The organism is Candidatus Accumulibacter phosphatis, from assembly GCF_000024165.1.
GTDB lineage: Bacteria > Pseudomonadota > Gammaproteobacteria > Burkholderiales > Rhodocyclaceae > Accumulibacter > Accumulibacter phosphatis.
Genome location: NC_013194.1, coordinates 346,026 through 359,134, shown reverse-complemented (window position 1 = coordinate 359,134; position 13,109 = coordinate 346,026). Strand labels below are relative to the sequence as shown.

The following is a 13,109-nucleotide window of genomic DNA, read 5'->3' as shown; positions in this document are numbered from 1 at the left end:
TCCTCAGGACACGGTCTGCAAACGGGAAAGATGCCCGGGCAGGTCGAGAAGCGACGGGACGCGCACATCGACGGCCAACGGCCGGCGCGTCGATCGGCTCACCCAAACGGTCTTCATGCCCAGGCGCCTGGCGGTCGTCAGATTGGACAACGAATCTTCGACCATGATGCAGCGATCGGCCCGCAATCGCTCGCTGCGCAACAGCTCACGGAAGCCGCCGACCGCCGGCTTGGGTTGAAAGCGGAGGCGCTCCACCGAATAGACGGCGTCGAAGCAATTGCTGATGCCGAGGAGTTCGAGTACCGCTTCACTGTAACGCAGCGGCGCGTTGGAGAAGACGATCTTGCGTCCCGGCAGACGGCGGAGCATGGCCTTGAGGCCGCGCTCGCAGACCAGCATGTGCTTGAGATCCGGAAACTGGTGGGTATGCCAGAGAAAGTGCTGAGGATCGGTGCCGTGATGACGTACGAGGCCGAGCAGGGTCGCGCCGTAGCGCTGCCAGTAGTCTTGCCGGAGGCGTGTCGCCTCGTCCCGATCGACGCCGAGGTGCTCGTGAATGTAGGCCACCATCGAGCGATTGATGTGCGGGAAGATGTGCGGACTGGCGTCGTGCAGGGTGTTGTCGAGGTCAAAAAGCCAGACCGGCGAAGCGGCTCTCAGCGTCGCCTCCCGATCAATGCGACTTGATCATCGTGCCGACACCGTGGTCGGTCAGGATCTCGAGGAGCAGCGCGTGCTCGACACGACCATCGATGATGTGCACGCTCTTCACCCCGTTGCGCGCCGCGTCAAGCGCCGCACCGATCTTCGGCAGCATGCCGCCGGAGAGCGTGCCGTTGGCAACCATGTCGTCGATCTGCTTCGGCGTCATGCCGGTGATCAGATTGCCTGCTTCGTCGAGGACGCCGGGCGTATTGGTCAGCAGTACCAGTTTCTCCGCCTTCAGAATCTCGGCGATCTTGCCGGCCACGACGTCGGCATTGATGTTGTAGGTTTCGCCACCCTTGCCGACGCCGATCGGGGCCACTACCGGGATGAAACCACCGGACTCCAGGTGCCCGATCAGCGACGGATCGATCTGCGTGATGTCGCCGACCTGGCCGACGTCGATCAAGTCTTCGCTGTTGTCCTGATTGGCCAGCATCAGCTTCCTGGCGCGGATGAAGCTGCCGTCCTTGCCGGTCAGCCCGACCGCCTTGCCACCCGCCTGATTGATCAGGTTGACAACATCCTTGTTGACCTGGCCACCGAGAACCATTTCGACGATCTCCATCGTTTCGTCATCGGTAACGCGCATCCCCTGGATGAATTGTCCCTTCTTGCCCACCCGACTCAGCAGGCTCTCGATTTGCGGGCCACCGCCGTGAACAACCACGACGTTCATGCCGACCAGCTTGAGGAGAACGACGTCGCGCGCAAAACACTGCTTGAGGCTGTCGTCGGTCATCGCGTTGCCGCCATACTTGACGACAATGGTCTTGCCGTGGAAACGTTTGATGTACGGCATGGCCTCGGCGAGAATGGCGGCTGCGTCGGCGGGAGTGATCCAGCGGTCGGTCATGGTGGCGTTCCTGATGATGACCGCCGGATTCTACCCGGCGCCGAAGCAAATAAAAAGGCAAGCTGCACCCAGGGGTGTCGACACCGAGTCGGCCACACTGGCCACCGTCACCAGGGAATCATGAGCCTGTCGAGACCAATCGCCGACCCCGCTCTTGGCCGCTATCGTGGTCGCTTCGCTCCTTCGCCGACCGGCCCCTTGCACTTCGGTTCGCTGGTCGCCGCGGTGGGCAGCTACCTGGACGCGCGTGCCAGCGGCGGCGACTGGCTGCTGCGCATTGAAGACGTCGACCAGCCACGGACGCTGCCGGGTGCCGCCGACGCTATCCTGCGCACCCTCGAAGGCTTTGGTTTTGAATGGGATGGTGAGGTGCTGGTGCAGAGCCGGCGTCTTGATCTCTATCGTGCGGCGCTGGTCGACCGACAGGTGAGCGGCGACGTCTACGCTTGCGCCTGCTCGCGACGCGAGATCGCCGCCAATTCACCCCCAGCAGCTGTGGATGGCGGGCTGGTTTACCCGGGCATCTGCCGTAACGGTCTGGCGGTTGGGCGAACACCCCGCGCCTGGCGAATGCGCGTCGCCGACTGCGAGATCGCCTTTGATGATCGCGTTCAGGGCCACGTCGGGCAGAACCTCGAGCGCGCCATTGGCGACTTCGTACTCCTGCGCGCCGACGGGCAGTTTGCCTATCAACTGGCTGTCGTCGTCGACGATGCGGCACAAGGCGTCACCGAGATCGTCCGCGGCGTCGACCTGCTCGAGTCCACGCCGCGCCAGATCTGGTTGCAGCAGCGCCTCGGACTGCCGACACCAAGGTATGCGCACCTGCCGATCGTGACCAATGCCGCGGGTGAAAAACTCTCCAAGCAGACGCGCGCGGCTGCCGTAGACCCCGCCGCGGGTAGTGCGCCACTGGCGGCGGCGCTTGGTTTCCTTGGCCACGCGGTGCCGCAGGACCTGGGTCGTGCGCCGTTGGCCGATTTCTGGCGCTGGGCGATCGCCGCCTGGTCGATCGAGCGCGTACCGAGGGGGCGCAGGGAGTACCGGGCTGCGCCGGCAACTCAAGGCTTGCGCCCGTAGCCGGCTATGCCGACGAGAACGCGGACCAGATTGTAGCTGGCCCAGCGCAAGAGGCGGGAAGGCCAGCGCAGCCGCTTCCAACTCTCGGCATGGAGTTCGTGAGCGCCACTTTGCATCGCCCCCTGAAGACTGTTGCGCAATTCGTCTGCAAAGTTTCCGTCACGCACGACTATGTTGGCCTCCCTGGCCAGAAGCAGGCTGAAGGGATCGATGTTCGACGAACCGACGGTCGCCCAATGCCTGTCGATGACCGCCACCTTGGCGTGCAGGAAGCTGCGCCGATATTCGAAGATCCGGATGCCGGCCGTCAGCAGCTTGCTGTAGAGCGCCTGCGTGGCGTAATGCAGCAGACGGTACTCGACCCGCCCCTGCAGCAGGATGACCACCCGCACCTTGCGTCGCACCGCATCGTGGAGGGCCTTGCGGAAACGGCGACCGGGCAGGAAATAGGCGTTGGCGAGAAGAATGTCCTCCTGCGCTGTGGCAATAGCCTCCAGATAAGCCTCCTCGATATCGCGCCGGTGGCGGATGTTGTCGCGCACCAGGAAGGCTGCGGTCTGCTCACCCCGGGCTGGCGGTTCTTTGCGGGGGGCCCGCGTCAAGCGGTAGCGGCGAGTCAGCTTGGCCCACAGGACCAGCTCCCACAAGCGGTGCATGGCTTCCTGAATCGGCGTCAGCAGCGGACCTTCGACGCGCACGGCATAGTCGTAGCGCGGTGGCACTTGATGCGGGGTATTGAGGTCGTCGATGACGTTGATACCGCCGACGAAAGCAATGTCCCCATCGATCACGACCAGCTTGCGGTGCAGGCGACGCAGACGATGGCGACGCAACTGAAAGCGCGCGATGTCGGGCCGATAGACCATGGCCTGCACACCGGCGGCGACCAACCGAGGCTGCAGGCGATCGGCAAACTCGCGTGCGCCAAAACCATCGACAAGAACGCGGACGGTGACGCCGCGTCGCGCCGCCCGGGCCATCGCATCGGCAACCTCGCGGCCGGTGACGTCATCCTCGAAAATGTAGCTTTCGAGATGAACCTCGTGCGTCGCTTCGTCGATTGCCCTGATCAGCGCCGGAAAATACTCGGCGCCACTGTTCAGCAGCGTCAGTCGGTTACCGGGCAGGAACCTGGCGGCCATCGCGTCGAGGAATCGCTTCCTGGAAGGTCGCGATGCCGCCCGTCATCGTGCCTTACGGCTGCTGGCTGACGAATACCGCCTGCGCCGGCATCGGCGCCGGGAAGCCGGCTGCCGCCAGCGACTCGCGAATCGTCCGGTTGGTGTCGAAGTACACCTGCCAGTAATGGTCGGTGTGGCAATAGGGACGCACGGCAAGCACCGGACCGACGAGGTTGAATTCGAGAATCTCGACATCCACGGCAGGATCGGCAAGCACATTGGGGATAGTCGCGATCTTCTCCTTGAGCAGTGCCATCGCCGCCGCATGGTCGGCCGCCCCGGACAACTGCGCCTTGAGGTCAACCCGACGATAGGCATTGGTCGAGAAATTCTGGATGGTATCCGAGAAGATCTTGTTGTTGCCGACGAGAGTCAGTACGTTGTCCGGCGTGTTGATCGCCGAGACGAAAAGACCAACCTCCTTGACCGTGCCGGTGATGCCGCCAACCGTCACGAAGTCGCCCACCTTGATCGGCCGCAGGATGATCAGGAACACGCCGCCGGCAAAGTTGGACAGCAGGCCCGACCAGGCCAGGCCGATGGCGACACCGGCAGCGGCAAAGAGCGCGGCAAAGCTGGTGGTCTGAATGCCGAAATAGCCCAGAATGCCGATCACCAGCACGATGTTCAGCGTCACGTTGATCACCGTGCCGAGATAGCGCATGATCGTGGCATCGACCTTCTGACGTTCGAGCGCGCTCTGGACCAGGCTGCCGACGCGGTGGATCAGCCAGCGGCCGATGACCCAGAAAGCAATCGCTGCGAGCACCTTGATGCCGAAGTCCGAAGCGTACTGGACCGCCAAGTCCTGCCAACGCGAAATGTCCTGCGCATTCATGGAATTCTCCTGACTATGGGGAAGTGGTGAGTTTCCCATTGTAGTTGACCCAGTGCAAGCCCGGGCGAGATGCCGCGCTGGCGATCAGGCGCATCGTGGCGCACTGCTTCCCGGGAGAACCGTGCAACAATAGCGCCGCCAGGACGGCTCGGCGAGACGGACCAAGCTGACCGCAAAGACCGTCCGGCAAGCCGGCGGCGGTTGATCCGGGGGCTTGATCCACGTCAATGCCGCGCCGGCCACCCTGCTCTCTAATGGGCGGATTTCCCTTTCTGGACGGCACGATGTTTCGGATCTCCCAGTACATGCAGGAACTCTCGGCGCCAAGACAGCCCGGGCCCAAACTGAACCCACCGGCGCCGGTGGTGATCTGGAATCTCATCCGGCGCTGCAATCTGACCTGCAAGCACTGCTATTCGATTTCCGCCGACACGGACTTCCCGGGAGAACTGGCGACCGACGAGATCTTCGTCGTCATGGACGACCTGAAGGGCTTTCGCGTCCCGGTGCTGATTCTGTCCGGCGGTGAGCCGCTGCTGCGACCCGACATCTTCGACATCGCCCGACGCGCCAAGTCGATGGGCTTCTACGTCGGCCTGTCGTCCAATGGCACCTTGATCGACGCGGCGAACATCGCGCGTATCGCCGACTGCGACTTCGACTACGTCGGCGTTTCGCTCGACGGCATCGGCGAAACGCACGACCGGTTCCGGCAGATGCCAGGCGCCTTCGACGCTTCCCTGAAAGGCATTCGCCTGTGCCGTGACCTCGGACTCAAGATCGGCGTGCGCTTCACGATGACGCAGGACAATGCCCAGGATCTGCCGCGACTGCTCGAACTGGTCGAGGACGAGGGCATCGACCGCTTCTATTTTTCGCACCTCAACTACGCCGGCCGGGGCAACCGGAACCGCCAGGACGACGCGCAGCACCGCCTGACGCGCTGGGCGATGGATCTGCTCTTCGACACCTGCCGGGACTACCAGGAGCGTGGCCTGCACAAGGAGTTCACCAGCGGCAACAACGATGCCGACGGGGTGTACTTCCTGCACTGGGTGCAGAAGAACTTCCCCGACAACGCGGCCAACATCCGCGCCCGGCTGGTCCAGTGGGGCGGCAATTCGTCGGGCGTCAACGTCGCCAACATCGACAATCTCGGTAACGTCCATCCCGACACCATGTGGTGGCACTACAGCCTCGGCAACGTTCGCCAGCGCCCGTTCTCGGCCATCTGGACCGACGTCTCCGATCCGCTGATGGCGGGTCTGAAGCAGTTCCCGCGAAGCGTTTCGGGGCGCTGCGGCGAGTGCCGGCACTTCGACATCTGCAACGGCAATACCCGCGTTCGGGCCCAGCAACTGACGGGCGACGCCTGGGCCGAAGACCCCGGCTGCTACCTCGACGACGAGGAGATCGGCGTCGCTCCCGGCCGTGAACGCGTGCCGCTGACCCCCTACATCAAGATTCGGAGAGCGTCATGACTCGGCGCCAAAGCCTCGCCGCCATCGCTCTGGTCGCGGCACTCGCCGGCACCCCGGCGCTGGTTGCGGCTGCCGGCGTCCAGGCGCTGTATCGGGAGCACTGTAGCGCCTGCCATGGCGAATCGCGCCTCGGCGGCATCGGCCCGGCGCTGCTGCCGGAGAACCTCGAACGCCTGCGCAAGGCGGACGCCGTCAAAGTCATTCGCGAGGGGCGAGTGGCAACGCAGATGCCGGCCTTCGGCGACAAGCTGAACGCCGACGAGGCACAGCAACTCGCCGAGTGGATCTACAGCAAGGTGTCGCCGGCACCGGTATGGGGTGAGGCCGAGATTCGCAACTCGCAGGTCGTTGATGCACAGGCCGCCGCGCAGCCAGCCCGACCCGGCCTTGGGCTGAAAGGTGCCGATCCGTTGAACCTGTTCATCGTCGTCGAAACCGGTGACCATCATGTATCGATCCTGGATGGTGACAGGCTGGAACGTGTGCACCGCTTCCCGAGTCGCTACGCGCTGCATGGCGGCCCGAAGTTCTCGCCCGACGGACGCTTCGTCTATTTCGCTTCGCGCGACGGCTGGATCACCAAGTACGACCTCTACAACCTGGTCGTCGTCGCCGAGATTCGTGCCGGCCTCAACACCCGCAATGCGGCCGTTTCCGGCGACGGCAAGTGGGTGATGGTGGGCAACTACCTGCCACACAGCCTGGTCTTGCTCGACGCCAAGGATCTCTCGCTGGTCAAGGTCATCCCGACGCTGGATGCCGCAGGCGCCAGGACCTCGCGGGTTTCGGCGGTTTACGACGCGGCGCCGCGCCAGAGCTTCATCGCGGCCCTCAAGGATGTGCCGGAAGTCTGGGAAATCAGTTATGACCCCGACGCCGAAGCGGTTGCGGAGGGACTGGTGCACGACTACCAGTACAAGGAAGGGCACTTCAAGCCGGGAATGTTCACACCTCGGCGAACCCTGCTGCAGGACCATCTCGACGACTTCTTCTTCACCCAGAGTTACCTCGAGATCCTCGGGTCGTCGCGCTCGACTCCCAAGGGGCAGGTCATCTTCCTCGACGGACGCAAGAAGATCGCCGACCTGGACCTGCCCGGGATGCCGCATCTGGGCTCCGGAATCACCTGGAAGTGGACTGACCCGGCCGGTCGCGAGCGGACCGTGATGGCCTCGCCGAATCTCAACGAAGGTCTGGTGACCGTCATCGACCTCGGCAGTTACCAGAACGTCAGGCAGATAAGGACTCTCGGGCCGGGCTTCTTCATGCGCAGCCACGAAAACAGCCGTTACGCCTTCACCGACTCGATGATGAGCCCGCAGCACAAGAACACCTTGCAGGTGATCGACAAGCAGAGCCTCGAAGTCGTCGCCGAAATCAAGGCGCAAGCGGGGCAGACGCTGGCCCACGTCGAGTTCACGCGTGATGGGCGTTACGCGCTGGCCAGCCTGTGGGAGATGGATGGTGCGCTGCTGGTCATCGACGCGCAGACGCTCAAGGAGGTGAAGCGCATTCCGGCCAGCAAACCTGTGGGCAAGTACAACGTGTGGAATAAAATATCGCGCTCCGAGGGCACCAGCCACTGATCCCGCAGCCGGGTGCCGGAGACGGGGCGCTTTGGCCGGAACAGATACGTCGAGAGGGTTGGCTATGCAAGAGACCGACAGCAGGGTGGTGCTGTGCCTGACAGCCGCGGCTTTGTCGCTGTGCTGTGCGGGCAGTTTGGCCGTACCGAAAGCCGCCGAGCATGAGGACGCGCCGGTGAGTTACGGGGAGGCTGCAGCGCCCCCGAAGCCAACGAACAAGGCTGCCGCCAAAACCGCCGCGCCAACCGGCAGGCAGGCTGTCGAAAGACCACAGGCCGGGAAGAGCGCGGGCGCGGCAGCGCCCAAAGCGTCGAAACGCCCGACACTGGGCAAGGTGGCAGCGCCCAAGAAGCCCCCGGAACAGGCCGCGAGAAGCACGCGGAAGAAGTAGCCACGCCTTCGCCAGCCGCCTCGCGAGCGCCCCGCCCTGGCCAGGCCGGTCGCCGTATCTCGCCCAGATAGCAATCCATGCCGGAGTCTGCAATGTACCGATCCGCCTTGAGCACGTTTCTCGTCCTGCTGTTTGCCCTACCGGTACTGGCCGACGAATTGCCGCGCGTCGACCTGACCGCCGGCTTCTACCGCATTCAGGCCGAAGTGGCCGCGCGGGATCCTGATCGCATGCAGGGACTGATGCATAGGCGCAGCATGCCCGCCAACCATGGAATGCTTTTCGTTTTCGCGCAGGCGGCACGCCATTGCATGTGGATGCGCAACACCCTCCTGCCGCTGTCGGTGGCCTTTCTCGACGAGGAAGGACGGATTCTCAACATCGAGGACATGCAGCCGCAGACCGAGGACAACCACTGCGCCGCGAAAGCGGCGCGCTATGCCCTGGAGATGAACCTCGGCTGGTTCGCAGGCAAGGGAATCAAGCCGGGAACCCGCATTGGCGGCATCGAACAGTCTCCACGCCCACAGTAGGCAGCCGCCAGACCGCCCCTCCCGGAAATGAACATCGCTCGCCGACAGGTCTGGCGTCCCAGCCTGCCGCGCACGGCCGACAGCACGCCGCTGCTCGGCTGGCTGCGTGACCGGGGGTCCCTGACAGCACGCATCCGGAGCCGCGGCCGATTTGCCGTGCGGGTACTGCGTCAGGGACTCGGCATACCGACAGCCGACGAAGCGCGCTTGCTCGGCCTGGATCCCGGCGTGCATGCCTGGGTGCGCGAAGTGGCGCTGTCCTGCAACGAGCAGATCGTCGTCTTCGCGCACACGGTCCTGCCGCGGCGACCGCGTGGCCCGCTGACCGTCTGGCTGTCACGCCTGGGTGAGCGTTCGCTCGGGGCACTGCTTTTCGCGCATGCCGGCTTCACGCGTGGACCGATGGCCTTCCATCGACTCGATCGTCGCCATGCGTTGTTCACAGCCGCATGGGCGGCGCTGCAACTCGCGGAGCAGAGTCCGGCGACTCTCTGGGCGCGCCGGTCGCGCTTCGGCCTTGGCGGGCAGTCCGTGCTGGTCAGCGAAGTCTTTTCGCCACGGCTGGCACAATTGCCCGAGCCCGGCAAAGAAAGCTGGACGAACGGCAAGCCGGTGCTATAATGCGCGCCGCACCGAGCAGCCCGCCTGCGAAGTGCAACGAGCATCGCGAACCTGGCCGTAACTCTCAAGCCCTCCTGCCTCCTGGTGTCGATTCATTCAGCACCGCCCTGGCACAAAGCTTTCGTGCTGATGGGTGCTGAACTCTCTGAGTCGATCAGAGCCTCTCTCAGCTTCTTCGTTGGTTGGCGTTGCGTTTTTCCTCTTGCAGCGTGGCATGCCTTGACGGCAGCGCGTCGCACATCCATACGAAAGACAAGCATGAATTTTGCAGAAATCGGCCTCCACCCGGCCATCCTCAAAGCCTTGACCGATTCCGGCTATAGCGAACCGACCCCCGTGCAGCAACAAGCCATTCCTCCGGCCATCGAGGGCCGCGACCTGATGGTCTCCTCGCAGACGGGTTCCGGCAAGACCGCGGCCTTCATGCTGCCGGCGCTGCATCGCTTCGCCTTGCAGGAGCGCCCGGCGGCTGTCCCGCGGCCGAGCGAGCGCGGCGCGGCCCGCCCGCGCGGCCACGATCGCCAACGCTTCCAGGCGGCGCAGCCACGGATGCTGGTGCTGACGCCGACGCGCGAACTGGCACTGCAGGTGACTGCCGCCACCGAGAAGTATGGCCGCCAGCTTCATCACGTGAGAGCGGTGGCCATCCTCGGCGGCATGCCTTACCCCAAGCAGATGGAGCTTCTCGGCCGCAACCCGGAGATCCTGGTCGCCACGCCGGGCCGTCTGATCGACCACATGAGCTCGGGCAAGATCGATTTCTCGCAACTGCAGATCCTCGTCCTCGACGAAGCCGACCGCATGCTCGATATGGGCTTCATCGAAGACATCGAGAGAATCGTTGCGGCGACACCCGGCTCGCGCCAGACGCTGCTGTTTTCGGCCACGCTCGATGGCACCGTCGGCGAGCTGGCCCAGCGGATGACGCGGGCGGCGCTGCGCATCCAGGTCGACGCCACTTCCGCCCGACATGACAACATCGAGCAGCGGATGCATTTCGTCGATGATCTGGCGCACAAGAACCGCCTCCTCGACCACCTGCTGCGCGATGCGACGATCGATCAGGCGCTGGTATTCACCGCCACCAAGCGTGACGCCGACACCGTCAGCGACCGCCTCAACGTCGCCGGCCTGAATGCCGCAGCACTGCACGGCGACATGCATCAGGGAGCACGCAACCGTACGCTGGCCGCGATGCGGCGTGGTCAGGTACGCATCCTGGTAGCCACCGATGTCGCCGCGCGCGGCATCGACGTGCCGACGATCACCCACGTGTTCAACTACGATCTCCCGAAGTTTGCCGAAGACTACGTACATCGTATCGGTCGCACCGGCCGTGCCGGCCGCAACGGGCTGGCCATTTCCCTCGTCCATCACGCCGAGCACTTCAACGTCAGGAAGATCGAGCGCTTCACCAAGCAGCCGATTCCGGTCGAAATCGTGATCGGTCATGAGCCGACTCGCCGGCCGATCGCCGTCAAGCCTCGCCCGGCCGGCAAGCCCGCGTGGAAGGGTAGCGACAACCGCGGCCTCGGCCAGCCGGCGGGGCGAACGGACAACCGCTTCAGCAAGCCATCCGCCCCCAAGCGCGACGGCGCTGGCCGCGCGCCGTATCACGAGGCAGCCAAAGGCAGCCACGGCGGCGTCGCCAGTGGCAGCCGCCGGACTTATGGCGATCGCTGATCCAGCGCCACCCTGCATCGGAAGCCCGCCACGCGCGGGCTTTTTTCTTACTGCCGAGGCGGCGGAGCCGCGGCATTCCGTTCGAGCCGATCCTCGATCTCGCCAAGGCAGGCAGCCAGGCTGTTCCCGGACTGTTCGACGGCGGTCAGCAGTTCCTTCTCGAGCCGATCGAGCCTGGCCAGGATCGCCGGATCCGCCGTCACCGGTGAGCCACCGCTGCGAACGCCCGCCAGCTTCTGCAGTTCTGCCTCGAGGAAGCTGCGCAGTTCGGTGAAGCGTGAGGCCTCCGCCTTGTCGGCCAGCTCGCGGTTGAGCTGCAGCTCCTGCGCATGCCGGCGAGAATCAAACAGCGCCGACGCTTGCACATAGACGACGAAGACCAGAAAGAAAGCGGTGAGGAAGGCGACGACGCCGAGCATGATCACCCCAAGCGGCGCCTGGATCTCGGTCAAGCCCAGTGACAGTGTCGTCGGAGCAATGAAGTGGTTCCAGTTGAGCGCCGAAAAGGCCGCGATGGCGCCGAGGATGAGCAACAGAAATACGGTGCGAAGCTTCATGCGGTGACTCCTTGGTTTTCCTGCCCGCACGCGCGGGCGCGAGATGACGGCCAGATCGCGAGTGTAGCGCAGGCAGTCAGGGAACGTCGGCCGACGGCATGCGGGCGAGGATGATTGCCGTCTTTCTGGCCAGCCCCGGCGCGTTGCGGTTGCGGTCGTAGAAGCGCGGGCTGGGGACCATCCCGGCCAGTCGTGCGGCCTGTTCGCGCGACAGTTGCGCGGCCGAAACGCCGTAGTAGTGGCGGGCGGCCGCCTCGGCGCCGAAGACGCCGTTGCCCCACTCGATGACGTTCAGGTAGACCTCGAAAATGCGCTGCTTGCTCCAGACCGCTTCCAGCATCAGCGTGATGACAGCTTCCTCCGCCTTGCGCCAGGGTGTCTTCGCCGGCGTCAGGAAGAGGTTCTTGGCGAGCTGCTGCGAGATCGTCGAGCCGCCGGCGACGATGCGCCCCTTCTTCTGGTTCTTCTCGATCGCATTCTGGATACCTTCCCAGTCGAAGCCTTCGTGATCGACGAACTTGGCGTCCTCGGCAGCGATCAGCGCGTGCTTCAGGTTCGCCGAGATCCTGTCGTAGCCTGCCCATTGCTTCTTCAGTTGCGCCTGTGGGTCCTTGACCCGCAGTTCGTCGAGGCGGATGCTCATGAAGCGGGTGTTGTCCGGATTGACCCAGTTCCACCAGAGAACCCAGCCAAACAACCATAACTGATAGAGCAGCAGCAGTGCGACGAAGCCCAGGACTAGCCGCTTCAGCCACCGGGCAAGCTGGCTCATCGCGCCAGGGCAGCGCGCAGCATGGCCAGTACCGGCGCCGTTTCGGGGCGGACACCGCGCCAGACGTGGAAGGCCTCCGCAGCCTGCTCGACCAGCATCCCGAGGCCATCCGCCAGACAGGCGGCTCCGTGACTCCCGGCGAAGACGAGAAACGGTGTCGGCCCCTGACCATACATCATGTCGTAGGCCAGGCTGCCGGAGGCAAAGACTCCCCCCGGCAATGGCGGCAATTCGCCGGTGAGACTCGCCGAGGTCGCGTTGATCACGAGGTCGAAGGACAGGCCGGCGACTTCGGGGTAAGCGCAGCCGAGTAGCGGCGCCGGTCCGGCAAAGCGTTGCGCCAGTTCCCGGGCTCGCCCGGCGGTGCGGTTGGCGATCACCAGTGCGGCCGGGCGAGCGTCGAGCAAGGGCCCGACGACGCCGCGCGCGGCGCCGCCCGCGCCGAGCAACAGTACGCGCTGTCCGGCGATCCGACAGGTCAGGTTGGTGCTCAGGTCACGCAGCAGGCCGGCACCATCGGTGTTGTCGCCCAGGATATCGGGGCCATTGAAGACCAGCGTATTGACGGCACCGGCAAGTTCGGCACGCGCTGCAAGCCGCGTTGCCAGGCGGCAGGCCTGTTCCTTGAACGGGACCGTGACGTTGGCCCCGCAACCGCCGGCAGCCGCGAAGGCGCGCATGCTCTCGGCGAACCCGTCCAGGGGCGCAAGAATCGCCTCGTAGCTGAGGTCCTGTCGGCATTGGGCAGCGAAGGCGGCGTGGATCGCCGGCGACTTGCTGTGGCCCACCGGGTTGCCAAAGACGCAGTAACGGTCGCTCATCGTC

General features: G+C 64.6%; 13 protein-coding genes. 6 read left to right on the top strand and 7 right to left on the bottom strand.

What is annotated here, in order from left to right; all coding sequences use genetic code 11:
- Positions 1-3: 3 nt before the first annotated feature.
- Together CAP2UW1_RS01525 and argB are read right to left on the bottom strand one after the other, a co-directional pair.
- Positions 4-660 carry a pyrimidine 5'-nucleotidase gene (locus tag CAP2UW1_RS01525; RefSeq protein ID WP_041567649.1) on the bottom strand — a complete coding sequence of 219 codons (657 nt, stop codon included), beginning with the start codon at positions 658-660 and terminating at the stop codon, positions 4-6.
- Positions 661-673: 13 nt separating this feature from the next.
- Positions 674-1,561, bottom strand: a complete 888-nt coding sequence (gene argB, locus CAP2UW1_RS01520) for an acetylglutamate kinase (protein WP_012807104.1) — start codon at positions 1,559-1,561, stop codon at positions 674-676.
- A gap of 120 nt (positions 1,562-1,681) precedes the next feature.
- Between argB and gluQRS the strand changes: the two genes are divergently transcribed.
- On the top strand, positions 1,682-2,641 hold the full coding sequence (gluQRS, locus tag CAP2UW1_RS01515; protein ID WP_012807103.1) for a tRNA glutamyl-Q(34) synthetase GluQRS: 960 nt from the start codon (positions 1,682-1,684) through the stop codon (positions 2,639-2,641).
- Here gluQRS and clsB read toward each other — a convergent pair.
- Entirely contained in the window at positions 2,623-3,783 is a 1,161-nt protein-coding gene (clsB, locus tag CAP2UW1_RS01510) for a cardiolipin synthase ClsB (RefSeq protein WP_012807102.1), read from the bottom strand. The genes gluQRS and clsB overlap by 19 nt on opposite strands.
- A gap of 52 nt (positions 3,784-3,835) precedes the next feature.
- Positions 3,836-4,660: a mechanosensitive ion channel family protein gene (locus CAP2UW1_RS01505; RefSeq protein WP_012807101.1), complete on the bottom strand. Its 825-nt coding sequence runs from the start codon at positions 4,658-4,660 to the stop codon at positions 3,836-3,838.
- 284 nt (positions 4,661-4,944) lie between these two features.
- On the opposite strand from CAP2UW1_RS01505, the gene nirJ reads away from it, so the two are divergent.
- From nirJ to CAP2UW1_RS01475, 5 genes are all read left to right on the top strand, one after another.
- Positions 4,945-6,141, top strand: coding sequence for a heme d1 biosynthesis radical SAM protein NirJ (gene nirJ / locus CAP2UW1_RS01500; RefSeq protein WP_012807100.1), 1,197 nt, complete (start codon positions 4,945-4,947; stop codon positions 6,139-6,141).
- Complete coding sequence (locus tag CAP2UW1_RS01495) at positions 6,138-7,727, top strand: nitrite reductase (protein WP_012807099.1); 1,590 nt, start codon at positions 6,138-6,140, stop codon at positions 7,725-7,727. Before nirJ ends, CAP2UW1_RS01495 begins: the two co-directional genes overlap by 4 nt.
- Before the next feature lie 483 nt (positions 7,728-8,210).
- Positions 8,211-8,651 (top strand): DUF192 domain-containing protein, encoded by a 441-nt coding sequence (locus CAP2UW1_RS01485; RefSeq protein WP_012807097.1) that lies wholly within the window; start codon positions 8,211-8,213, stop codon positions 8,649-8,651.
- Positions 8,652-8,678: 27 nt separating this feature from the next.
- On the top strand, positions 8,679-9,272 hold the full coding sequence (locus tag CAP2UW1_RS01480) for a chorismate--pyruvate lyase family protein (RefSeq protein WP_012807096.1): 594 nt from the start codon (positions 8,679-8,681) through the stop codon (positions 9,270-9,272).
- 258 nt (positions 9,273-9,530) lie between these two features.
- Positions 9,531-10,955 (top strand): DEAD/DEAH box helicase, encoded by a 1,425-nt coding sequence (locus CAP2UW1_RS01475; RefSeq protein ID WP_012807095.1) that lies wholly within the window; start codon positions 9,531-9,533, stop codon positions 10,953-10,955.
- A gap of 47 nt (positions 10,956-11,002) precedes the next feature.
- On the opposite strand, the gene CAP2UW1_RS01470 is transcribed toward CAP2UW1_RS01475, so the two are convergent.
- From CAP2UW1_RS01470 to aroE, 3 genes are all read right to left on the bottom strand, one after another.
- Positions 11,003-11,512 (bottom strand): hypothetical protein, encoded by a 510-nt coding sequence (locus CAP2UW1_RS01470; protein ID WP_012807094.1) that lies wholly within the window; start codon positions 11,510-11,512, stop codon positions 11,003-11,005.
- Between the two features lie 76 nt (positions 11,513-11,588).
- Positions 11,589-12,284 carry a monofunctional biosynthetic peptidoglycan transglycosylase gene (gene mtgA, locus CAP2UW1_RS01465; RefSeq protein WP_012807093.1) on the bottom strand — a complete coding sequence of 232 codons (696 nt, stop codon included), beginning with the start codon at positions 12,282-12,284 and terminating at the stop codon, positions 11,589-11,591.
- Positions 12,281-13,105 carry a shikimate dehydrogenase gene (gene aroE / locus CAP2UW1_RS01460; protein WP_012807092.1) on the bottom strand — a complete coding sequence of 275 codons (825 nt, stop codon included), beginning with the start codon at positions 13,103-13,105 and terminating at the stop codon, positions 12,281-12,283. Before aroE ends, mtgA begins: the two co-directional genes overlap by 4 nt.
- Positions 13,106-13,109: the final 4 nt, after the last annotated feature.

Bases quoted from the DNA above. Each gene is read 5' to 3' on its own strand.
- argB (WP_012807104.1), bottom strand. From the start codon at position 1,561: ATGACCGACCGCTGGATCACTCCCGCCGACGCAGCCGCCATTCTCGCC.
- gluQRS (WP_012807103.1), top strand. From the start codon at position 1,682: ATGAGCCTGTCGAGACCAATCGCCGACCCCGCTCTTGGCCGCTATCGT.
- clsB (WP_012807102.1), bottom strand. From the start codon at position 3,783: ATGGCCGCCAGGTTCCTGCCCGGTAACCGACTGACGCTGCTGAACAGT.
- CAP2UW1_RS01505 (WP_012807101.1), bottom strand. From the start codon at position 4,660: ATGAATGCGCAGGACATTTCGCGTTGGCAGGACTTGGCGGTCCAGTAC.
- nirJ (WP_012807100.1), top strand. From the start codon at position 4,945: ATGTTTCGGATCTCCCAGTACATGCAGGAACTCTCGGCGCCAAGACAG.
- CAP2UW1_RS01495 (WP_012807099.1), top strand. From the start codon at position 6,138: ATGACTCGGCGCCAAAGCCTCGCCGCCATCGCTCTGGTCGCGGCACTC.
- CAP2UW1_RS01485 (WP_012807097.1), top strand. From the start codon at position 8,211: ATGTACCGATCCGCCTTGAGCACGTTTCTCGTCCTGCTGTTTGCCCTA.
- CAP2UW1_RS01480 (WP_012807096.1), top strand. From the start codon at position 8,679: ATGAACATCGCTCGCCGACAGGTCTGGCGTCCCAGCCTGCCGCGCACG.
- CAP2UW1_RS01475 (WP_012807095.1), top strand. From the start codon at position 9,531: ATGAATTTTGCAGAAATCGGCCTCCACCCGGCCATCCTCAAAGCCTTG.
- CAP2UW1_RS01470 (WP_012807094.1), bottom strand. From the start codon at position 11,512: ATGAAGCTTCGCACCGTATTTCTGTTGCTCATCCTCGGCGCCATCGCG.
- mtgA (WP_012807093.1), bottom strand. From the start codon at position 12,284: ATGAGCCAGCTTGCCCGGTGGCTGAAGCGGCTAGTCCTGGGCTTCGTC.
- aroE (WP_012807092.1), bottom strand. From the start codon at position 13,105: ATGAGCGACCGTTACTGCGTCTTTGGCAACCCGGTGGGCCACAGCAAG.